The 22,643-nt window shown below is 68.9% G+C and carries 17 protein-coding genes; 13 read left to right on the plus strand and 4 right to left on the minus strand.

Annotation, left to right across the window (positions count from 1 at the left end; translation table 11 throughout):
• The first annotated feature begins 134 nt into the window (after positions 1 to 134).
• From metH to OHT51_RS34035, 4 genes are all read left to right on the plus strand, one after another.
• Positions 135 to 3,653, plus strand: coding sequence for a methionine synthase (gene metH, locus OHT51_RS34020; RefSeq protein ID WP_328882744.1), 3,519 nt, complete (start codon positions 135 to 137; stop codon positions 3,651 to 3,653).
• A gap of 159 nt (positions 3,654 to 3,812) precedes the next feature.
• Positions 3,813 to 4,508 carry an HAD family hydrolase gene (locus tag OHT51_RS34025; protein WP_328882745.1) on the plus strand — a complete coding sequence of 232 codons (696 nt, stop codon included), beginning with the start codon at positions 3,813 to 3,815 and terminating at the stop codon, positions 4,506 to 4,508.
• A 444-nt stretch (positions 4,509 to 4,952) separates the two neighbouring features.
• Entirely contained in the window at positions 4,953 to 6,557 is a 1,605-nt protein-coding gene (locus tag OHT51_RS34030; protein WP_328882746.1) for an ABC transporter substrate-binding protein, read from the plus strand.
• A gap of 99 nt (positions 6,558 to 6,656) precedes the next feature.
• Positions 6,657 to 8,237 carry an ABC transporter substrate-binding protein gene (locus tag OHT51_RS34035; RefSeq protein WP_328882747.1) on the plus strand — a complete coding sequence of 527 codons (1,581 nt, stop codon included), beginning with the start codon at positions 6,657 to 6,659 and terminating at the stop codon, positions 8,235 to 8,237.
• 82 nt (positions 8,238 to 8,319) lie between these two features.
• Here OHT51_RS34035 and OHT51_RS34040 read toward each other — a convergent pair whose 3' ends face one another.
• Complete coding sequence (locus OHT51_RS34040; protein WP_030053339.1) at positions 8,320 to 8,991, minus strand: response regulator; 672 nt, start codon at positions 8,989 to 8,991, stop codon at positions 8,320 to 8,322.
• A gap of 15 nt (positions 8,992 to 9,006) precedes the next feature.
• On the minus strand, positions 9,007 to 10,020 hold the full coding sequence (locus OHT51_RS34045; RefSeq protein WP_328882748.1) for a RecB family exonuclease: 1,014 nt from the start codon (positions 10,018 to 10,020) through the stop codon (positions 9,007 to 9,009).
• 175 nt (positions 10,021 to 10,195) lie between these two features.
• Here OHT51_RS34045 and OHT51_RS34050 point away from each other — a divergent pair, with 175 nt between their 5' ends.
• The 3 genes from OHT51_RS34050 to OHT51_RS34060 all read left to right on the plus strand — a co-directional run bounded on the left by OHT51_RS34050 (position 10,196) and on the right by OHT51_RS34060 (position 13,580).
• Complete coding sequence (locus tag OHT51_RS34050; protein WP_328882749.1) at positions 10,196 to 11,728, plus strand: site-2 protease family protein; 1,533 nt, start codon at positions 10,196 to 10,198, stop codon at positions 11,726 to 11,728.
• A gap of 75 nt (positions 11,729 to 11,803) precedes the next feature.
• Positions 11,804 to 12,706, plus strand: a complete 903-nt coding sequence (locus tag OHT51_RS34055) for a tRNA (adenine-N1)-methyltransferase (protein ID WP_328882750.1) — start codon at positions 11,804 to 11,806, stop codon at positions 12,704 to 12,706.
• Between the two features lie 295 nt (positions 12,707 to 13,001).
• The gene (locus tag OHT51_RS34060) at positions 13,002 to 13,580 is read left to right on the plus strand and encodes a hypothetical protein (protein WP_328882751.1); all 579 of its coding nucleotides are present in this window, start codon (positions 13,002 to 13,004) and stop codon (positions 13,578 to 13,580) included.
• 58 nt (positions 13,581 to 13,638) lie between these two features.
• Here OHT51_RS34060 and OHT51_RS34065 read toward each other — a convergent pair whose 3' ends face one another.
• Complete coding sequence (locus tag OHT51_RS34065) at positions 13,639 to 13,944, minus strand: ferredoxin (protein WP_328882752.1); 306 nt, start codon at positions 13,942 to 13,944, stop codon at positions 13,639 to 13,641.
• A 245-nt stretch (positions 13,945 to 14,189) separates the two neighbouring features.
• Between OHT51_RS34065 and arc the strand changes: the two genes are divergently transcribed.
• The 5 genes from arc to prcA all read left to right on the plus strand — a co-directional run bounded on the left by arc (position 14,190) and on the right by prcA (position 20,118).
• Positions 14,190 to 15,956 carry a proteasome ATPase gene (gene arc / locus OHT51_RS34070; protein ID WP_328882753.1) on the plus strand — a complete coding sequence of 589 codons (1,767 nt, stop codon included), beginning with the start codon at positions 14,190 to 14,192 and terminating at the stop codon, positions 15,954 to 15,956.
• Positions 15,957 to 16,200: 244 nt separating this feature from the next.
• A complete protein-coding gene (gene dop, locus OHT51_RS34075; protein ID WP_362381023.1) occupies positions 16,201 to 17,712 on the plus strand; it encodes a depupylase/deamidase Dop in 1,512 nt (503 codons plus the stop codon).
• 199 nt (positions 17,713 to 17,911) lie between these two features.
• Positions 17,912 to 18,130 carry a ubiquitin-like protein Pup gene (locus tag OHT51_RS34080; RefSeq protein ID WP_328428856.1) on the plus strand — a complete coding sequence of 73 codons (219 nt, stop codon included), beginning with the start codon at positions 17,912 to 17,914 and terminating at the stop codon, positions 18,128 to 18,130.
• 303 nt (positions 18,131 to 18,433) lie between these two features.
• Positions 18,434 to 19,279 carry a proteasome subunit beta gene (prcB, locus tag OHT51_RS34085; RefSeq protein WP_328884534.1) on the plus strand — a complete coding sequence of 282 codons (846 nt, stop codon included), beginning with the start codon at positions 18,434 to 18,436 and terminating at the stop codon, positions 19,277 to 19,279.
• A gap of 59 nt (positions 19,280 to 19,338) precedes the next feature.
• Positions 19,339 to 20,118 (plus strand): proteasome subunit alpha, encoded by a 780-nt coding sequence (gene prcA, locus OHT51_RS34090; protein WP_328882754.1) that lies wholly within the window; start codon positions 19,339 to 19,341, stop codon positions 20,116 to 20,118.
• Between the two features lie 93 nt (positions 20,119 to 20,211).
• Here prcA and OHT51_RS34095 read toward each other — a convergent pair whose 3' ends face one another.
• Positions 20,212 to 21,228, minus strand: a complete 1,017-nt coding sequence (locus OHT51_RS34095; protein WP_328882755.1) for a LacI family DNA-binding transcriptional regulator — start codon at positions 21,226 to 21,228, stop codon at positions 20,212 to 20,214.
• A gap of 149 nt (positions 21,229 to 21,377) precedes the next feature.
• On the opposite strand from OHT51_RS34095, the gene OHT51_RS34100 reads away from it, so the two are divergent.
• Positions 21,378 to 22,637 carry an MFS transporter gene (locus OHT51_RS34100; protein WP_328882756.1) on the plus strand — a complete coding sequence of 420 codons (1,260 nt, stop codon included), beginning with the start codon at positions 21,378 to 21,380 and terminating at the stop codon, positions 22,635 to 22,637.
• Positions 22,638 to 22,643 lie beyond the last annotated feature (6 nt).

A 22,643-nucleotide genomic window follows, 5' to 3' on the forward strand; every position in this document is an offset into this window, starting at 1 on the left:
TCATCCTCGTCCCGCCTCGTGGACCGCCTGACCGTTCGACGGCGGTCCCGGCTACGCTGGCGGCGTGCGCCCACTGCGGACGGATCCGTAAAGGGCGCAAAGCCGACAGCCGTCGCACTCCAGGGAGCCCTTACATGGCCTCGTTGCCACCGACCCCTTCCGCCGACAGCCGGACCCGTGTGTCCGCGCTCCGCGAGGCGCTCGCCACCCGAGTGGTGGTCGCCGACGGAGCGATGGGCACGATGTTGCAGGCCCAGGAGCCCACACTCGAGGACTTCGAGAACCTTGAGGGCTGCAACGAGATCCTCAACCTGACCCGCCCCGACATCGTCCGCTCCGTCCACGAGGAGTACTTCGGCGCGGGCGTGGACTGCGTCGAGACGAACACGTTCGGCGCCAACCACTCGGCCATGGCCGAATACGACATCGCCGACCGGGTGTACGAGCTCTCCGAGGCGGGCGCCCGCATCGCCCGCGAGACTGCCGACGAGTTCGGCGCCCGTGACGGCCGCCAGCGGTGGGTGCTCGGCTCGATCGGACCCGGCACCAAGCTGCCGACCCTCGGCCACATCGGTTACGGCACGCTGCGCGACGGCTTCCAGGCGAACGCCGAGGGCCTGCTCGCCGGCGGCGCGGACGCCCTGATCGTGGAGACCACGCAGGACCTCCTGCAGACGAAGTCGTCGATCCTGGGCGCCCGGCGCGCCATGGAGGCGACCGGCGCCGAGGTGCCGCTGCTGGTCTCCATGGCCTTCGAGACCACCGGCACCATGCTGCTCGGCTCCGAGATCGGCGCCGCGCTGACCGCGCTGGAGCCCCTCGGCATCGACATGATCGGCCTGAACTGTTCGACCGGCCCGGCCGAGATGAGCGAGCACCTGCGCTACCTCGCCCGGCACTCCCGCACGCCCCTGCTGTGCATGCCGAACGCCGGCCTGCCGATTCTCACCAAGGACGGCGCCCACTTCCCGCTCGACCCGGAGGGCCTGGCCGACGCCCAGGAGACCTTCGTGCGGGACTACGGCCTGAACCTCATCGGCGGCTGCTGCGGCACGACCCCCGAGCACCTCAGGCAGCTCGTCGAGCGGGTCCGGGAGGCCACGCCCGTGGAGCGCAGGCCGCAGCCCGAGCCCGGCGCCGCCTCGCTCTACCAGACGGTCCCGTTCCGCCAGGACACCTCGTACCTGGCCATCGGCGAGCGCACCAACGCCAACGGATCGAAGAAGTTCCGCGAGGCCATGCTGGCCGCGCGCTGGGACGACTGTGTGGAGATGGCCCGCGATCAGATCCGCGAGGGCGCCCACATGCTCGACCTGTGCGTCGACTACGTCGGCCGGGACGGCGTCGCCGACATGGAGGAGCTGGCCGGCCGCTTCGCCACCGCCTCCACGCTGCCGATCGTCCTGGACTCGACCGAGGTCGACGTCATCCAGGCCGGTCTGGAGAAGCTCGGCGGGCGCGCGGTCATCAACTCCGTCAACTACGAGGACGGCGACGGCCCCGAGTCCCGCTTCGCGAAGGTCACCGAGCTCGCCCGCGAGCACGGCGCCGCGCTGATCGCGCTGACCATCGACGAGGAGGGCCAGGCCCGCACCCCCGAGAAGAAGGTCGAGATCGCCGAGCGGCTGATCGAGGACCTGACGACGAACTGGGGCATCCTCGAGTCCGACATCCTCATCGACACCCTGACCTTCACCATCTGCACCGGTCAGGAGGAGTCCCGCAAGGACGGCATCGCCACCATCGAGGCGATCCGCGAGCTCAAGCGGCTCCACCCGGATGTCCAGACCACCCTCGGCCTGTCGAACATCTCCTTCGGCCTGAACCCGGCCGCCCGCATCCTGCTCAACTCCGTCTTCCTCGACGAGTGCGTCAAGGCGGGCCTGGACTCGGCGATCGTGCACGCGTCGAAGATCCTGCCGATCGCCCGCTTCTCCGAGGAAGAGGTCCAGACCGCCCTCGACCTCATCCACGACCGCCGTGCCGAGGGCTACGACCCGCTGCAGAAGCTCATGGCCCTGTTCGAGGGCGCCACCGCCAAGTCCCTGAAGGCCGGCAAGGCCGAGGAACTGGCCGCCCTCCCGCTGGAGGAGCGCCTCAAGCGCCGCATCATCGACGGCGAGAAGAACGGCCTGGAAGCCGACCTCGACGACGCCCTCCAGGCCCGCTCCGCCCTCGACATCGTCAACGAGACGCTCCTGGACGGCATGAAGGTCGTCGGCGAGCTGTTCGGCTCCGGCCAGATGCAGCTGCCGTTCGTGCTCCAGTCCGCCGAGGTGATGAAGTCCGCCGTCGCCTACCTCGAACCGCACATGGAGAAGACGGACGCCGACGGCAAGGGCACCATCGTGCTGGCCACGGTCCGCGGCGATGTCCACGACATCGGCAAGAACCTCGTGGACATCATCCTGTCCAACAACGGCTACAACGTGGTCAACCTGGGCATCAAGCAGCCCGTCTCCGCGATCCTGGAAGCCGCCGAGGAGCACCGGGCCGACGTCATCGGTATGTCCGGGCTGCTGGTGAAGTCCACGGTGATCATGAAGGAGAACCTGGAAGAGCTCAACCAGCGCGGTATGGCGGCCGATTACCCGGTCATCCTCGGCGGCGCGGCCCTCACGCGCGCGTACGTCGAGCAGGACCTGCACGAGATCTACGAGGGCGAAGTCCGCTACGCCCGCGACGCCTTCGAGGGCCTGCGCCTGATGGACGCCCTCATCGGCGTCAAGCGGGGCGTGCCCGGCGTGCAGCTGCCCGAGCTCAAGCAGCGCCGGGTCAAGAGCGCCGCCGCGACGGCCGTCCTGGACGAGCGCCCCGAGGAAGGGCACGTCCGCTCCGACGTCGCCGTCGACAACCCCCTGCCCGAGCCGCCGTTCTGGGGCACCCGCGTCATCAAGGGCATCCAGCTCAAGGAGTACGCGTCCTGGCTCGACGAGGGCGCCCTCTTCAAGGGCCAGTGGGGCCTCAAGGAGACCCGCAGCGGCGACGGACCGTCGTACCAGGAACTCGTCGAGACCGAGGGCCGCCCGCGGCTGCGCGGCCTGCTCGACAAGCTCCAGACGGAGAACCTCCTGGAAGCCGCCGTGGTCTACGGCTACTTCCCGTGCGTCTCCAAGGACGACGACCTGATCCTGCTGGACGAGCACGGCAACGAACGCACCCGGTTCACCTTCCCGCGCCAGCGCCGCGGCCGCCGACTGTGCCTCGCGGACTTCTTCCGCCCGCAGGAGTCGGGCGAGACGGACGTCGTGGGCCTCCAGGTCGTCACCGTGGGCTCGCGGATCGGTGCGGAGACGGCCCGGATGTTCGAGGCCAACGCCTACCGGGACTACCTCGAACTGCACGGTCTGTCCGTGCAGTTGGCGGAGGCACTCGCCGAGTACTGGCACGCGCGCGTGCGGTCCGAGCTGGGCTTCGCCGGTGAGGACCCGGCCGAGATCGAGGACATGTTCGCGCTGAAGTACCGGGGCGCCCGCTTCTCCCTCGGCTATGGTGCCTGCCCCAACCTGGAGGACCGGGCCAAGATCGCCGACCTGCTCCAGCCGGAGCGCATCGGCGTCCACCTGTCCGAGGAGTTCCAGCTGCACCCCGAGCAGTCTACGGACGCGATCGTCATCCACCACCCCGAGGCGAAGTACTTCAACGCACGCTGAGGCGACCCCCGCCCGATCCCGGGCGGGTAACAGGTGTGCCCCGAGGCACACAGGTCAAACCAGGCGCTTCGTCCGCGCAGGTCGTACACTGGACGGTCCACCGCAGGCCGGTTCCCTCCGTGGGAACCGGCCTGATCGTCCCTTCAAGGAGGTACGTGGATGACCAGCACGGTCCCCGCACCAGTAACCCGTACGGCCGACGGCTCGGCCCTGCAGGCAGTCCTCCTCGACATGGACGGAACCCTGGTGGACACCGAGGGCTTCTGGTGGGACGTCGAGGTCGAGGTCTTCGCGAGCCTGGGCCACACCCTCGACGACACCTGGCGCCATGTCGTGGTCGGAGGCCCGATGAGCCGCAGCGCCGGATTCCTGATCGAGGCCACCGGCGCCGACATCGCTCTCGCCGAGCTCACGCTGCTGCTGAACCAGGGCTTCGAGGACCGTATCGACCGCGCGCTGCCGCTGATGCCGGGCGCGGCCCGGCTGCTGGCCGAGCTGGCCGCGTACGAGATCCCGACGGCTCTGGTCTCCGCCTCGCACCGGCGCATCATCGACCGGGTGCTCACCTCGCTCGGCCCTCAGTACTTCGCGCTGACCGTCGCCGGCGACGAGGTGGAGCGCACCAAGCCGCACCCGGACCCGTACCTGTTCGCCGCGGCCGGACTGGGCGCCGATCCCGCCCGGTGCGCGGTCGTCGAGGACACCGCGACCGGCGTCGCCGCGGCGGAGGCCGCCGGCTGTCATGTCGTGGCCGTGCCGTCGGTTGCGCCGATCAGTCCGGCCGCCCGGCGCACCGTGGTGACCTCGCTGGAAGAGGTCGATCTGGCATTTCTGCGCGGCCTGATCACCGTCTGACGACGACTGACAACGTCCGACAACTGAAATAGGGCCGGTGTTCACCCAGCGTGCAACATCGATAGCGCGGAAATTCCGCAAGGGAATTCGAGTGGCGCCGGATGGCCGAATTCCGGTGCGCGCCAAGACCGTTCAGTTTGTGACGTTTACCACTGTCCATGGGGTCGACAGGTGACTCGCCGTGTGCAGCACCCCCTGTGTCGAAGGTTTGGGGCGCACCCTTGTGTCCCGATTGATGGACCGGTGCACGAATCCTTCCGGTCCAAGGTTTCCGGTGCGTCCGCGACCGGCTCCACAGCGTGATGGGGCCTCAACTCCGGTCGCGGCGAACCCTCCTGCGGGCGCGGACTAACCTCATCGCGAGAACATCGAACTCACCCCGTGATCCGCCGCGACACCCCTGCATGCCGGGTACACGGAGTCGACAGCTGGAGAAACCCGAGCATGAACCGCAAGACTTTGGTGCTGCCGGCCGTCATCGGCCTGCTTGTGCCGGTTCTCGCCGCCTGTGGTGGAACCGACAGCGGCAGCGACAGCGGCGACGCGATCGTCGTCGGCACCACGGACGCGTTCACTGCCTCGAAGGACGCTCCCGCACCGCTCGATCCGGCCTACGCCTACGACGTCGGCACCTGGAACATCCTGCGCCAGACCGTGCAGACCCTGATGATCCAGCCGCGCGGCGAGGGCGAACCGGTACCGGAGGCCGCCCAGACCTGCGGCTTCACCGACAGCGGCAACGAGCGCTACGCGTGCACCCTGCGCAAGGACCTGAAGTTCTCGAACGGCGACCCCGTCACCGCGGACGACGTGAAGTACTCCATCGACCGCGCCCGCGCCCTCAAGGCCGACAGCGGCGTCTTCGCGCTGCTGTCCACCATCGACACCGTCGAGACCCGGGGCGACCGCGAGGTCATCTTCCACCTCAAGACCGCCGACGCCACCTTCCCGTTCAAGCTGTCCACCCCGGTCGCGGGCATCGTCGACCCGGACATCTACGCCAAGGACAAGCTGCGCGACGGCTTCGAGCTCGACGGCTCCGGCCCGTACACCCTCCAGGCCGAGGTCAAGAACGACGAGCTGGTCTCCGCCGTGTTCACCAAGAACCCCGACTACAAGGGGAGTCTGACGGTGAGCAACGACAAGGTCGAGCTGCGCAACTTCGCGGACGCCGACGAGATGGGCACCGCCCTCGACAAGGGCGACATCGACCTGATGACCCGCACCATGTCGCCCGAGCAGATCCAGAAGCTGTCGGCAGACTCCGACGACACCGTCGACCTCGTCGACATGTCCGGCCTGGAAATCCGCTACCTGGCCTTCAACACCAACGACGCGTCGGTCCGCACGAAGGCCGTCCGCCAGGCCATGGCACAGGTCATCGACCGCGGCGAACTCGTCTCCAAGGTCTACGGTTCCCAGGCCGAACCGCTCTACTCGCTGGTCCCCGCCAGCATCACGGGCCATTCCAACGCGTTCTTCAACAAGTACGGCGACCCGAGCACCGCCAAGGCCAAGTCCATGCTGGAGAAGGCCGGCGTCACCACCCCGGTCAAGCTCACGCTGCACTACACCACCGACCACTACGGCTCGGCCACGAAGAAGGAGTTCGAGCTGCTGAAGAAGCAGCTCAACGACAGCGGCCTGTTCGACGTCGACATCAAGGGCGCCCCCTGGGCGACGTTCCGCCCGGCTGAGCAGAAGGGCGAGTACGAGGTCTACGGCATGGGCTGGTTCCCGGACTTCCCGGACGCCGACAACTACCTCGCGCCGTTCCTCGACAAGGACAACTTCCTCGGCTCGCCCTACGCCAACAGCACGATCCGCAACACGCTCATCCCGGAGTCCCGCCGCGTCGCCGACCGGCTGTCGGCCTCCGGCAGCCTGACGGATATTCAGGACATCGTCGCCGATGACGTGCCCGTGCTGCCGCTGTGGCAGGGCAAGCAGTTCGTCGCCGCCGGCGACGACGTCACGGGCACGGCGTACGTGCTCAACTCCTCCTCGACCCTTCAGCTGTGGGAGCTCGGCCGTGGCGTGAGCGGCTGACCTCACCCGTGCCCGGCGGCCATGACCAGGGCGCCGGCTCGGCCCGGGATCCAGGACGGGTGCCCGGGTACCTCACAACCGACGACAAGGCACTTGTAAGTGAACATGCGCAACCAGTGGCCGGTCCTGCCCGTCGTGGCAGGGCTGGCCTCCGGCCTGCTGACCGGCTGTGGAACCGAGACCGCGGGCACCGGGGGGACCGGTACCTCGGTGGTCATGGGAATGTCGGACGACGTTCTCGCCACCGACCCCGCCTCCGGCTACGACCCCGGCTCCTGGCTGTTGTTCAACAACGTCTTCCAGTCGCTGCTCAGCTTCCCCAAGGGCGCCACCGAACCGCAGCCCGAGGCCGCCGAGCAGTGCGCCTTCTCCGACACGCAGACGACGGTCTACAGGTGCACGCTCAAGGACGATCTGAAGTTCAGCAACGGTGACGCGCTCACCTCGGAGGACGTCAAGTTCTCCTTCGACCGCATGCTGAAGATCAACGATCCCGACGGCCCCGCCGTCATGTTCCCCACGCTCGACAAGGTCGAGACGCCGGACGACAAGACGGTCGTCTTCCAGCTCAACACCCCCGACGCCACGTTCCCGAGCAAGATAGCCTCCGGCGCCGGCTCCATCGTCGACCAGGAGCAGTACGACGCGAGCGGCCTGCGCAAGGACGACCAGGCGGTCGGCTCCGGCCCGTACAAGCTCGACAAGTTCGACAACGACGAGGCCGTCTTCTCCGTCAACGAGAGCTACAAGGGCACCGCCGAGGTCCAGAACGACGGCGTGACCCTGAAGTTCTTCCACGGCGACCAGGACGCCCTGAAGAAGGCCCTGAGCGCCAACGAGGTCGACATCGCCTACCGCGGCCTCACCGCGGGCGGCATCGCCGACGTCGAGAAGTCCGGCGGCGACTCCGGTGTGGAGGTCGTCGAGGGCAGCAGCGCCGAGGTCCAGCACCTGGTCTTCAACATGGACGACCCGGTCGCCGGCAAGCTCGGCGTCCGCAAGGCCATGGCCTACCTCATCGACCGTGACGCCCTCATCAAGGACGTCTACCAGGGCACGGCCACCCCGCTGTACTCGATCATCCCGGCCGGCATCAGCGGCCACAACACGGCGTTCTTCGACACCTACGGCGCCCGCCCCTCCAAGGCGAAGGCCGCCGCGGCCCTGCAGGACGAGGGCATCGACGGCAAGGTCAAGCTGACTCTCTGGTCCACCCCGTCGCGCTACGGCCCGGCCACCGACCAGGAGTTGAAGACGATCGCGAAGCAGCTCAACGACAGCGGCCTGTTCGACGCCGATGTGCAGTCCGTCGCGTTCGACCAGTACGAGAAGGACATCGCCGACGGCAAGTACGGCGTGTACGTGAAGGGCTGGATCCCGGACTATCCGGACGCCGACAGCTTCACGGCCCCCTTCTTCGGCAAGGGCAACGTGCTGAGCAACAACTACAGCAACGACGCCATCACCGGCACGCTCATCCCGCGCACCGCCGCCGAGAGCGACCGCGCCGCGACGGACGACGAGTTCAACCGGCTCCAGGACATCGTGGCCGAGGAAGTCCCCGTCCTTCCGGTCTGGCAGGCCAAGCAGTACGCGGTCGTCCGCGACAACGTCTACGGCCTGGAGTACTGCCTCGACGCCTCCACCGTGTTCCGCTTCTGGGAGCTGAGCAAGGGCTGACGGAGGACGAAGTACGCAGAGGGCGCCCCTTCTCAGGAAGGGGCGCCCTCTGCGTCGCCGGGCAGTCGTGCCGTGCAGGCTCCTACTGGGCGCCCGGACGCACCAGCCCGCTCTCGTACGCGTACACCGCGGCCTGCACCCGGTCCCGCAGCCCCAGCTTGGTCAGGACGTGGCCCACGTGCGTCTTGACCGTGGTCTCGCTGACGAAGAGGTCGGCGGCGATCTCGGCGTTGGACAGGCCCCGCGCCACCAGCTTCAGCACCTCCACCTCGCGCTCGGTCAGCGTGTGCAGGGTGTCCGGAACCGGCTCGTCGCCCGACGGCAGATGCGTGGCGTACTTGTCGAGCAGCCGGCGCGTGATGCTCGGCGCGAGCATCGCCTCGCCGCCCGCGACCACCCGGATCGCCTGCACCAGCTCATTGGCCGGGGCGTCCTTCAGCAGGAAGCCGCTGGCTCCCGCCTTGAGCGCCTCCACCACGTACTCGTCGAGATCGAACGTGGTCAGCACCAGCACCTTCGCCGGGCCGTCCCGCCCGGGACCGGTGATCTGCCGGGTCGCCTCGACCCCGTCCATGCGAGGCATGCGGATGTCCATCAGAACCACGTCGGGCTGCAGGGCCCGCACCTGATCGAGAGCTTGCAGGCCGTCACCGGCCTCGCCCACGACCGCGATGTCCTGCTCCGCCTCCAGAATCATCCGGAAGCCGGTACGCAGCAGGGGCTGGTCGTCGACCAGTAGGACGCGGATGGCCACGTGAGTCTCCTTCGCCTAGTCCGGCCCCATTCTGCCCTGCGCACCGTCGCCGGACTCGCCCGCCCTGACCGGCAGCGGATACGGCGGGGGAGTGCCGCCGAATTCCGGGCAGTGGGCCTGGTGATCGCACCAGCCGCACAGCTTCGTCTGCCTCGGACGCCACTCACCCGTCTCGGTCGCCGTCCGGATCGCCTCCCACAGCGCCAGCAGCTTGCGTTCCACCCGCTCCAGGTCGGCGAGGACGGGGTCGTACGTCAGCACGTCGCCGCTGCCGAGATAGACGAGCTGGAGCCGGCGAGGGATCACGTTCTTCAGCCGCCACACGACCAGGGCGTAGAACTTCATCTGGAACAGCGCGCCCTCGGCGTACTCGGGCCGCGGCGCCTTGCCCGTCTTGTAGTCGACGATCCGCACCTCGCCCGTCGGCGCCACGTCGACGCGGTCGATGATGCCGCGCAGCCGCAGCCCCGAGTCCAGTTCGGCCTCGATGAACAGCTCCCGCTCGGCGGGCTCCAGCCGGGTCGGGTCCTCCAGACCGAACCACCGCTCCACGAGCCGCTCCGCCTCACCCAGCCAGGTCGCCAGCCGCTCGCCCTCGGGATCGTCCGCGAACAGCTCCAGGACCTCCGGCCTGCTCTCCCGCAGCCGGTCCCACTGGCCGGGGATGAGGGACTTGGCGCGCGGAGCGGTCCGCTCGGCGGCCGGGGCGTCGAAGAGGCGCTCCAGCACCGCGTGCACCAGCGTGCCCCTGGTCGCCGCCGCGCTCGGCTTCTCGGGCAGCCGGTCGATCACCCGGAACCGGTAGAGCAGCGGGCACTGCATGAAGTCACTGGCACGGGAAGGGGACAGCGAGGCGGGTGCTATCGCCGGGCGCACGGCCGTGCCGCCCGCTGCGACCGCGCTCTCACCCGCCTTGACCGCCGTCGCCGTACTGTCCGTCCCCACCGGGTACTCGTCCGTCACCGGCTCTGCCACCGGCGCGGTGTCACTGCCGCAGTCCGCTGCGGCACCCTCCGTGCTCGTCTCCATGACCACAGACCTTACGGCCCACCACTGACAGTGACCCACCCCCGGCCGTTACGGCTGTGGCGGACGGGGAAACAGAGGGGGTGCCGGGGCGAAACGCGTTGCGACGGCCGCATACCATCGACCCGAGACCCATCCGCCCGGCAGGCGCGGACGACGCTTCGAACGAGGGGACACCGTGGACGAGAGCGGCGGGAGCGGGCAGCCGCGGTCCGGCACCGACGAGTCGACCGAGCGCCGACCGGACCGTGAGGCCCCGGCCACCGGACCCGCGCGCCCCGATCCGGCCCCGTCCGACGAGCAGCCCAAGGACGACGCGAGCGCCGTCGCCGACAACGGCGACACGGCTCCCGGCCCCGCGGCACCGACCTCGTCCGGGTCCCGCGAGGAAGCCGACCCCGCCCCCGGCGACGCCACCGACCCGCGCACGCCTGACCGTCGCGACGCCGAGAGCCCGTTCACGCAGGCCTCCCACAGCGACCGGCACCCCGACACCCACCCCGACCGCCCCCTCGCCCACTCCGGCACCACCAAGGGCCGTCCGCCGCAGCGCCCCAAGGACCCCCGCGGCGGGCTGCTCATGGGCCGGCCGTTCGGCGTGCCCGTCTATGTCGCCCCCAGCTGGTTCCTGGTCGCCGCGCTGATCACCTGGGTGTTCGGCGGACAGCTCGACCGGGTGCTGCCCGAGCTCGGCGCCGCCCGCTACCTCGTCTCCCTCTTCTTCGCGGTCGCCTTCTACGCCTCCGTCCTTGTCCACGAGCTCGCCCACACCGTGGCCGCGCTCCGCTTCAAGCTGCCCGTGCGCCGTATCCAGCTGCAGTTCTTCGGCGGGGTCTCCGAGATCGAGAAGGAGGCCGAGACGCCAGGGCGGGAGTTCGTGCTGGCCTTCGTCGGACCGCTGCTCTCCCTCGTCCTCTCCGGCGTCTTCTACGGCGCCCTCCAGGCCGTCGAGCCCGGTACGGTCCCCGGCGTCCTGCTGGCCGGCCTGATGATCTCCAACCTCATCGTGGCCGCCTTCAACCTGCTCCCCGGCCTGCCCCTCGACGGTGGCCGCATGCTCCGCGCGGTCGTCTGGAAGATCACCGGCAGGCCGATGACCGGCACCGTCGCCGCCGCCTGGGTCGGCCGCGCCCTCGCCGTCTCCGTCCTGGTCGGGCTCCCGTGGCTCACCCAGTCCGGTGCGCTCGGCTCCGACGCCGTGGACAACGTCGGCATGGACACCGTCATGGACGCCCTGCTGGCCGCCATCCTCGCCGCGATCATCTGGACCGGCGCCGGCAACAGCCTGCGCATGGCCCGCCTGCGCGAGCATCTCCCCGACCTGCGCGCCCGCACCCTCACCCGCCGCGCGGTCCCCGTCGAGACGAACACACCCCTGTCCGAGGCGCTGCGCCGCGCCAACGACGCCGGCGCCCGCGCCCTGGTCGTCGTCGACCCCGACGGCAACCCCCTCTCCCTCGTCCGCGAGGCCGCCATCGTCGGCGTACCCGAACACCGTCGCCCCTGGGTCGCCGTCAGCGGCCTCGCCCAGGACCTGACCGACGGCATGCGCGTCTCCGCCGAACTCGCCGGAGAGGAACTCCTCGACGCCCTCCGAGCCACCCCCGCCACCGAGTACCTGGTCGTCGAGGAGACCGGCGAAATCTACGGCGTGCTGTCGGCGGCGGATGTCGAGCGCGCCTTCGTGAAGGCGATGGCCCGCCCGAGCTGAGCACCGCCCTCCTCAAGCGGTGCTTCCCAATTCCCGGTGGTCGGCGGCCCCCCGAAACGCCGGTAGGCTGTTCACATGTCCGAACCGACCGGTGCCGCCCGCAGGCGCGGGCCCTTCAAGGTCGGGGACCAGGTTCAGCTGACCGACCCCAAGGGCCGCCACTACACGTTCACGCTCGAGGCCGGGAAGAACTTCCACACCCACAAGGGTTCCTTCCCGCACGACGAACTGATCGGTGCTCCCGAGGGCAGCGTTGTCCGCACCACCGGGAACGTCGCCTACCTCGCGCTGCGCCCCCTGCTCCCCGACTACGTCCTGTCCATGCCCCGCGGCGCCGCCGTGGTCTACCCCAAGGACGCGGGGCAGATCCTCGCCTTCGCCGACATCTTCCCCGGCGCACGCGTCGTGGAGGCCGGCGTCGGCTCCGGCTCGCTCAGCAGCTTCCTGCTGCGTGCCATCGGCGACCAGGGCATGCTGCACTCCTACGAGCGCCGCGAGGACTTCGCCGAGATCGCGCAGGCGAACGTGGAGCGCTACTTCGGGGGACCGCACCCCGCCTGGCAGCTCACCGTGGGCGACCTCCAGGACAACCTGTCGGACACGGACGTCGACCGCGTCATCCTCGACATGCTCGCCCCCTGGGAGTGCCTGGAGGCCGTCTCCAAGGCGCTCGTCCCCGGCGGCATCCTCTGCTGCTACGTCGCCACCACCACCCAGCTCGCCCGGACCGTCGAGTCCATCCGCGAGATCGGCTGCTTCAACGAGCCGACCTCGTGGGAGACGATGATCCGCAACTGGCACGTCGAGGGCCTGGCCGTCCGCCCGGACCACCGGATGATCGGCCACACCGGCTTCCTGCTCACCGCCCGCCGCCTCGCCGACGGAGTGGAGCCGCCCATGCGCCGCCGCCGTCCCGCCAAGGGCGCCTACGGCGAGGACTACGAGGGCCCCAACGCCGACGGAGGCAACCGCCGCTGAGGCGGCCCTGTGCCGCGATCAACGTACAAGCGCTGTGGTCGAGTTCCCGGAACCCCCCTGGAACTCGACCACAGCGCCTTTCTGTTGACGTAAAAGCTCACAAACCCACAAGCCAATAAATCCACGAGACGACAAACGGCTGGTCCGAACGCCGCACGACACCCGCACGCCCCCCACGCGCTCCCAACCATCACACCGGCACGGGAACTCCACACCCCGCCGTTCCCCCGTACTGTGACGTGTGGCACCATGCTGGCCACCCCCACCGGCACAGCCCTCACAGGAGACGCTCCTAGTGCAGCAATCCGCCGTCCCGGAACTGGCACACACTCACACCCGCCCGATCCACTGGCTCGCCACCGCCACGGCGCTCGCCGGTGTCGTCGCCCTGTCCTCGGTCCTGCAGCCCAACTCGGCGACAGCGGCCCAGACGGCCGGCCCGGATGCGAAGAACGCCCCCGCGGCCGTCGCGCCCCCGGATCCCGCGAGCGTGGAGTTCCCCCTGGAATGCGGACCGGTGAAGGCGGTCGTGGTCAAGAAGGCCAGCGGGGACCTGGACGGCGACGGCAGCCCCGAAACCGTGGCCGTCGTGCACTGCGACGCCCCCATGGGCACCCCGCCCGACGGCGTCTACGTCCTCACCCGCGGCACCGAGGCGGCCACGCCCCGCGTCGTCGCCACCCTGGTGAAGCCGAAGGACAGCATCACCGTCACCGACCTCGCCGTCCGTGACGGAGCCGTCGTCGCCGACCTGCTCGGCTACTCGTCCGACGACGTGCCGCGCTGCTGCCCTGACGTGAAGGACAGCGCGAAGTGGCAGTGGAAGAACGGCTCGTTCGTCCGCTCGACACCCGCCGGCGCCCACAGCGTCTGACCCACTCCACCGACCCGTGTGAGAAATCAGACAGTCGTAACAGCCCGTATGCGCAAGGTCACTCGGCGTCCGGACCGAAGACTTCGACCTTGTCCGAAACGCGACGCACATGGATGCAGTCGCCCGGACATTCCTTCGCCGAATCCACCACGTCCGTGAGAAGCGGCAGCGGCACGGGCGTTGTGGCCCCCTGGGCCTGCAACAGCTCGTCGTCCGCGCCCTTCACGTAGGCCAGACCGTCGATGTCCAGCTCGAAGACCTCGGGCGCATACTGGGCACAGATGCCGTCACCGGTACAGAGATCCTGGTCGATCCAGACCTCCAGCGCCTGACCCTCGACCCCGGCCGTCTGTTCCACGCTCATCTCTCCTACCGTTCCTTACGTCGAGCCGGACGGGAATCCGGCCAGCTCTGAAGGGTGTTGAACACTTCGAGCCTACCTGCGGCGGCTTTCCAATCATGTTCGGTGGGTATTCCCCTGGCGTGAGGGAGAGCGCAAGGGTGAAGATCGGACACACCCCGACAGTCTTTGTGATCTAGGGGTTTCAATCGACACCCACCCAGGTAGGGTCTGGAAGCGTCCAGCTCCCCTTGGAGGAGGTGAGGACCGTGGCAGCCCACGACGACGACATGAACCGCGGCATCCGCCCGGGACGGGGGTCCGACGACCCGGCCGGGCAGATTGCCTACCTTGAGCAGGAGATCGCCGTCCTGCGACGCAAGCTCGCCGACTCTCCGCGGCACACGAGGATTCTCGAAGAGCGGATCGTAGAGCTGCAGACCAATCTGGCCGGCGTGTCCGCACAGAACGAGCGACTCGCCAACACGCTCCGTGAGGCCCGCGACCAGATCGTGGCCCTCAAGGAGGAAGTCGACCGGCTCGCACAGCCACCGGCCGGCTTCGGTGTCTTCCTGACGCAGAACGAGGACGGCACGGCCGACATCTTCACCGGCGGCCGCAAACTCCGCGTGAACGTCAGCCCGAGCGTCGAACTCGACGACCTCAGGCGCGGCCAGGAAGTAATGCTCAACGAAGCGCTCAACGTGGTCGAGGCCATGGAGTACGAGAGCGTCGGCGACATCGTCACCCTCAAGGAGATCCTCGAGGACGGCGAGCGCGCCCTCGTAGTGGGGCACACCGATGAGGAACGGGTGGTACGGCTCGCCGAGCCGCTGCTGGACGTCACCATCCGCCCCGGCGACGCCCTGCTGCTCGAACCCCGCTCCGGCTACGTCTACGAGGTCGTCCCCAAGAGCGAGGTCGAGGAACTCGTCCTCGAAGAAGTACCGGACATCGGCTACGAGCAGATCGGCGGCCTGGGCAACCAGATCGAAATGATCCGCGACGCGGTCGAGCTCCCGTACCTCTACCCCGACCTGTTCAGGGAGCACGAACTGCGGCCGCCCAAGGGCGTCCTCCTGTACGGGCCCCCCGGATGCGGCAAGACGCTCATCGCCAAGGCCGTCGCCAACTCGCTGGCCAAGAAGGTCGCCGAGGTGACCGGGCAGGCCACCGGCAAGAGCTTCTTCCTCAACATCAAGGGCCCCGAGCTGCTGAACAAGTACGTGGGTGAGACCGAGCGGCAGATCCGCCTCGTCTTCCAGCGTGCACGTGAAAAGGCCAGCGAGGGCACACCCGTCATCGTCTTCTTCGACGAGATGGAATCCCTCTTCCGCACCCGTGGCTCCGGTGTCAGCTCGGACGTGGAGAACACCATCGTCCCCCAGCTGCTCGCCGAGATCGACGGTGTCGAAGGCCTGCAGAACGTGGTCGTGATCGGCGCCTCCAACCGCGAGGACATGATCGACCCCGCCATCCTGCGCCCCGGCCGCCTGGACGTGAAGATCAAGATCGAGCGTCCGGACGCCGAGGCCGCCAAGGACATCTTCGGCAAGTACCTCACCCAGCGCCTGCCGCTCCACACCGAGGACGTCGGTGAGCACAGCGGCGACAAGGCCATGACGGTCCAGAGCATGATCCAGACCGCCGTCGAGCAGATGTACGCCGAATCCGAGGAAAACCGCTTCCTGGAAGTCACCTACGCCAACGGCGACAAGGAAGTCCTCTACTTCAAGGACTTCAATTCCGGCGCCATGATCGAGAACATCGTGGGCCGCGCCAAGAAGATGGCGATCAAGGACTTCCTGGAGCACAACCAGAAGGGCCTCCGCGTCTCCCACCTCCTCCAGGCCTGCGTGGACGAGTTCAAGGAGAACGAGGACCTGCCCAACACCACCAACCCGGACGACTGGGCCCGGATCTCCGGAAAGAAGGGCGAGCGGATCGTCTACATCCGCACCCTCATCACCGGAAAGCAGGGCGCAGACACCGGACGCTCCATCGACACGGTGGCAAACACCGGTCAGTACCTGTAAAAGACAGGGCGGCTGCGGGTGCCCCCACCGGGTACCCGCAGCCGACTGTTTTTCCGGCCACCGCCGGAACAAAGGCGAGCAACGCAATGACGCAAATGATCTCCCCACCAGCGCAAAGGCGTTCTAGGCTCTTCGGTACCGCCGAGTCGCGCAGTGCGGGGACGGGCACCGCACACGCACCGGAGCGCCAGCGGTACTTGAGCGGCGCCCCCGACCGAGGGTGCCGCCGGGCAAGGAGGGCCGCATGACCGTACGGCGAGTAATGGGCATCGAGACGGAGTACGGGATCTCCGTCCCCGGCCACCCCAACGCCAATGCCATGCTCACCTCATCCCAGATCGTCAACGCCTACGCGGCGGCGATGCACCGGGCCCGCCGGGCTCGCTGGGACTTCGAGGAGGAGAACCCGCTGCGGGACGCGCGAGGCTTCGACCTCGCCCGCGAGGCCGCCGACTCCAGCCAGCTCACCGATGAGGACATCGGCCTCGCCAACGTCATCCTCACCAACGGGGCACGGCTCTACGTCGACCACGCACACCCCGAATACAGCTCCCCCGAGGTGACCAACCCCCGCGACGCCGTCCTCTGGGACAAGGCCGGCGAGCGGATCATGGCCGAGGCGGCCGAGCGGGCCGCCCAGCTGCCCGGCGCCCAGCCCATCCACCTCTACAAGAACAACACCGACAACAAGGGCGCCTCCTACGGCACGCACGAGAACTACCTGATGAAGCGGGAAACCCCCTTCTCCGACATCGTGCGCCACCTGACGCCCTTCTTCGTCTCCCGCCAGGTCTTCGCCGGCGCCGGCCGCGTCGGCATCGGCCAGGACGGCCACGAACACGGCTTCCAGCTCAGCCAGCGAGCGGACTACTTCGAGGTCGAGGTGGGCCTCGAGACGACCCTGAAGCGCCCGATCATCAACACGCGCGACGAACCGCACGCGGACGCGGAGAAATACCGCCGCCTGCACGTGATCATCGGCGACGCGAACCTGTCGGAGATCTCGACGTACCTGAAGCTGGGCACCACGGCCCTGGTGCTGTCGATGATCGAGGACAGCTTCATCGCGGTCGACCTGGCCGTGGACCAGCCCGTTCGCACACTCCACCAGGTGTCGCACGACCCGTCCCTCAAACGCCTGATCACCCTCCGTAGCGGCCGCACGCTGACGGCGGTACAGCTCCAGATGGAGTACTACGAGCTCTCCCGCAAATACGTCGAGGAACGCTTCGGCGCCGACGCCGACGAACAGACCAAGGACGTCCTGACCCGCTGGGAGGACACCCTCAACCGTCTGGAGCGGGATCCGATGAGCCTGGCGGGCGAGCTGGACTGGGTCGCCAAGCGAGAGCTCATGGAGGGCTACCGGCGCCGCGACGACCTCGACTGGGACGCCGCGCGGCTCCACCTCGTCGACCTCCAGTACGCCGACGTACGCCCCGAGAAGGGCCTCTACAACCGTCTCGCGGCCCGCGGACGGATGAAGCGCCTCCTGGACGAGAACGAGGTCGAGAGGGCCCGCACGAAGCCGCCGGAGGACACGCGCGCGTACTTCCGCGGGCGCTGCCTGGAGCAGTACGCCGACGACGTCGCCGCGGCCTCCTGGGACTCGGTGATCTTCGACCTGCCCGGCCGGGACTCCCTCCAGCGCGTCCCAACCCTCGAACCGCTTCGCGGAACGCGAAATCACGTCAAGGAGCTCCTGGACCGCTGTCGCACGGCGGAAGACCTGGTCAAGGTCCTCTCGGGCGGCTGAGGGGTACTCGGGCGGTGTCAGTCGGACGTCGGCCGAGCAGGGTGGAAATCCCGGCGTCCGGGAATCATCGAGATGGCCCCCGTACGTTGGAGAAACTGCGGGGCCGATGTCAGACCCGGCTTGTAGGGTCTGATCATCACCGATCGGCAGGAAAGCCGACCTGTCGACCATGTCGGGCGAACTGAGCGGGGTGAGGGATATGGCAACCAAGGACACCGGCGGCGGACAGCAGAAGGCCACGCGTTCCACCGAGGAAGTCGAGGAGCAGACCGCGGAGACGCAGGCTTCGGAGGACCTCAAGGAGCGTCAGGAGAAGCTGAGCGACGACGTCGACTCGGTTCTGGACGAGATTGACGATGTCCTCGAGGAGAACGCGGAGGACTTTGTGCGGTCCTTCGTTCAAAAGGGCGGGCAGTAAACCGCCCTTTCCTTCGATCCGAAGGTAAACGGGGTGGAGTGGTGGACGGCGAGTCGGAGATGAAGCGCTGCGTGCGGTGCGGCGGGTCCAAGCCGCGCGCAGCGCTTCGCGTGACCGGCCGGTCGCCGCTCGGGCGAGCTCCGCGCGATCTGTTTCACGGGGCTTGCCGTTCATGTGGATCACCGCCACAAGACGGGTAGGGTCCGTGGCGTACTGTGCTTCAACTGCTTTTCCGGCCTCGGCCTGTTGAGGGAACGGTCCCGAAGCGATGAACCGAGCTGCCGATTACCTGGAAGGAATCGCGTGGAAGCCAACACTCGTAGCACCGGGCGTCTACCAGCTGCCTTCCTGACGCCTGGGTCGTCCTCCTTCATGGACTTTCTCTCCGAGCACCAGCCCGAGATGCTGCCCGGCAACCGCCAACTGCCGCCCACGCAGGGCGTGATCGAGGCGCCGCACGGCACGACCATCGTGGCCGTGACGTTCCCGGGCGGCGTCGTGCTGGCGGGTGACCGGCGGGCGACCATGGGGAATGTGATCGCCCAGCGCGACATCGAGAAGGTGTTCCCGGCCGACGAGTACTCGGCCGTCGGAATCGCCGGCACCGCCGGTCTGGCCGTGGAGATGGTGAAGCTCTTCCAGCTGGAGCTGGAGCACTTCGAGAAGGTCGAGGGCGCCCAGCTGTCGCTGGAGGGCAAGGCGAACCGTCTGTCGACGATGATCCGGTCCAACCTGGGCATGGCCATGCAGGGGCTGGCCGTCGTACCGCTCTTCGCGGGGTACGACGTCGACCGGGAGAGGGGGCGGATCTTCTCCTACGACGTGACCGGTGGTCGTTCCGAGGAGCACGGGTTCGCCGCCACCGGCTCCGGTTCGATCTTCGCGCGTGGCGCCATGAAGAAGCTCTTCCGTGATGACCTGAGCGAGGCCGAAGCCACGACCCTCGTGGTGCAGGCCCTCTACGACGCGGCTGACGACGACTCGGCGACCGGTGGTCCCGATGTCGCCCGCCGGATCTACCCGATCGTCACCGTGATCACCGATGACGGATTCCGCCGACTGGGCGATGACGAGTCCTCCGAGATCGCCCGTTCCATCCTGGCGCGGCGTCTGGAGCAGCCCGACGGCCCGCGGGCAGCGCTGCTGTAGCGGCGGCTCGGTCTTAGCAAGGTGATCCTGTGACTTCGACAGAAAGGGACGGATAACCGGTGTCGACGCCGTTCTATGTCTCACCCCAGCAGGCCATGGCCGACCGGGCGGAGTACGCCCGCAAGGGCATCGCCCGTGGCCGCAGCCTCGTCGTGCTGCAGTATGCCGACGGCATCGTGTTCGTCGGCGAGAACCCGTCCCGTGCGCTGCACAAGTTCAGCGAGATCTACGACCGGATCGGCTTCGCGGCCGCCGGCAAGTACAACGAGTACGAGAACCTGCGGATCGGTGGCGTGAGGTATGCCGATCTGCGTGGTTACACCTATGACCGTGATGACGTGACCGCGCGCGGTCTGGCCAACGTCTACGCCCAGACGCTGGGCACGATCTTCTCCTCCGCGGCGGAGAAGCCGTACGAGGTGGAGCTCGTCGTCGCCGAGGTCGGTGAGACGCCCGAGGGCGACCAGATCTACCGGCTGCCGCACGACGGCTCGATCGTGGACGAGCACGGCTCGGTCGCGGTCGGCGGCAATGCCGAGTTGATCAGCAATTACCTGGATCAGCGTCATCAGGACGGCGTGAGTCTCGCCGAGGCGCTGAAGCTGGCGGTCCAGGCCCTGTCCCGTGAGTCGAACGGCACGCAGCGGGAGATTCCCGCGGAGCGGCTCGAGGTCGCGGTGCTGGACCGTACGCGTCCGCAGTCGCGCAAGTTCAAGCGCATCGTCGGCCGGCAGCTCGCCCGGCTGCTGGCGGCCGAGGGTGCGGCCACCGAGGCCGAGAGCGCCGACAACGGGGAGGACCCCGAGGACTCCGAGGACTCCGGCAGTTCCGAGGAGTAGTCCGACCTCACCGAGGAGCAGTTCCGACCTCGATTCGCCCGTACCGTGCCCCGGCCGCCCGCTCGGCCGGGGCACAGGCGTTCACGCGGGCCTTCAGAGGGCGCTGGGCGGCGCTGTGGAGCCCCGTACGACCAGCTCGACCGGAATGTCGCCCTCCTCGGGCTCACGGCCTTCCAGGACCGCCAGGAGGGCCTGCATGCCGCGTTCCCCGAAGAGCTCGGCGTCCAGGCGGACCGTGGTCAGTTCGGGGTCGAGGGCGGTGGCGAGGGCGAGGTCGTCGAGGCCGGTCACGGAGATGTCGTCCGGGATGCGCAGGCCCAGGCGGCGCACGGCCTTGTAGACGCCGGCGGCGAGTTTGTCGTCGTCGCAGACGATGGCCGTGGGGCTGGGGCCCTTGGCCGAGAGGGCGGTCTCGGCGGCGGTGCGGGCGCCCTCGATGGAGATGGGTGCGCGGACGGTGCGAAGTGAGGTGCCGGGCACCTCGCCGATGCGTGCGGCGAGCTCACGTGCCCGTACGTCGAAGGTCCAGGAGGGCACGTCGGCCGCGAGGTGCAGGAAGCGGCGGTGGCCGAGGCGGAGCAGGTGATCGGCGACCTGCCGGACGCCGTCCGTGATGTCGAGGTTCACCGTCGCCGCCCCGAGGCTGCCGTCCGGGTCGCTGTCCAGCATGACCAGGGGCAGCTGGTCGCCGCGGATGGCGGTGAGGGCGTCGGCGGCCATGGAGGAGGCGATGACGCCGTCGAGGGCGGCCTGGGCGGAGGCGAAGGGGTCGCGGGCGGGGCCGATGCCTTCGGGGGAGGGGTAGAGGACGACACCGAAGCCGTGGTGGGCTGCGACGCGGGCGGCGCCGGTGTAGACCCCGGCGAAGAACTCGGTGGTGAGGGCGGGGACGACGAGGAGGACGGTGCGGGTGTGGCCGAGGCGCAGGTTGCGGGCGGCGAGGTTGGGCCGGTATCCGAGTTCGCGGGCGGCCTCGCGGACGCGTTCGGCGGTGGCCTCCGAGACCCGGCCGCGCCACTTCTCGCCGAGGACGAGGGAGACCGCGGCCTGCGAGACGCCCGCCGCCTGGGCGACGTCCCGGCTGGTGGGGCGGGTGCTGCCGTGTGCCACCGTCCGCCTGCTCCCTTGCTCCTGGTCGTTCGCGGCAGGGCGCTGAAGCCCTGCGGCTCACTCCGTTGTCTGGACTCGTGAACAGCGCACATGGTACGTATGACGAAGGACGTTATACGTAAAACTTATCCGGAGGGGCGGCGCTGCCGATGACGGGCGCATACCTGGAGGTCCTCAGGGCGAGGCATGCCGCCCGGCTGCTCGTCGGCACGCTCATAGGCCGGCTGCCGAACGCCGTGGCCGCACTCGCCATCGTGCTGTTCGTGCGCGCGGAGGGCGGCTCGTACAGCATGGCCGGCGGCCTGGCGGCCGTGTACGGGGTAGCCAATGCCGTGGGCCAGCCGCTGCTGGGGCGGCTGGTGGACCTGTACGGGCAGCCGCGGGTGCAGCTGCCCGCCGCCGTCGCGTCGGCGCTCGCGATGGGTGTGTTCGCCTTCGTGGGCATCGGCCCGCTGCCTCTCGCGTATGCGGCCGTGGCCGCCTCCGGTCTGTTCACGCCGCCCTTGGAGGGCGGTCTGCGGGCGCTGTGGTCGTCCGTCCTCCACAAGGAGGGCCAGGTGCACACGGCGTACGCGATGGACGCGGTGGCGCAGGAAGTCATGTTCACCATCGGACCGTTGCTGCTCACGCTGTGCGCCTCGCTGTGGTCGGCGCAGGCGGCGCTGCTGATCCTCAACGTGATCGGGGTGCTGGGCGCTCTGTCGGTGGTCGTGTCGCAGCCCTCGCGCGCGTGGCGTTCGGCGCCGCGTGAGGCGCACTGGCTGGGTGCGCTGCGCTCGGCCGGGCTGCTGGCGCTCCTGGCCGCCTTTCTGTTCGTCGGCGTGGCGATGGGGTCCATCGCGGTCGCGGCCGCGTCGTACGCGGACGACCACGGCGGGGATGTGGTGTACGGCTGGCTGATGGCGGGCCTGGGACTGGGTGCGCTCCTCGGCGGCATGGTGTACGGGGCGCGGCAGCGGGCCGGTGAGCCGGCCCGGCGACTGCGCTGGCTGGTCGCGCTTCTGGCGGTGTGTTACCTGCCGCTGACGCTGATGCCGGGTGTCGCCGCGATGACCCTGCTGGCCGTACTCGCGGGGGTGTTCCTCGCGCCGTGCATCGCCTGTGCCTTCGTGCTCGTGGACCGGCACGCCCCGCGCGGGACGGTCACCGAGGCGTTCTCCTGGCTTGTGACGACGTTCACCGTGGGTGCGTCGGTGGGAACGGGCCTGGCGGGGCCGGTCGTCGAGGCGGGCGGGGCGCTGTGGGGGTTTGCCGTGCCGGGGGCCGCGGGGGCCGTGTCCTTGCTGGTCCTGTTGGCCACGGGGCCGGTCCTCGCAGCTCCTGCCAGGGGTGCGGTCGTTGCGGCTTCATCGGAAAATGATCCAAACCGTGCTGTCGAACCCCGTTTCAGCTCAGGGGATCGGGCGTAATGTTCA

The organism is Streptomyces sp. NBC_00299 (assembly GCF_036173045.1).
GTDB lineage: Bacteria > Actinomycetota > Actinomycetes > Streptomycetales > Streptomycetaceae > Streptomyces > Streptomyces machairae.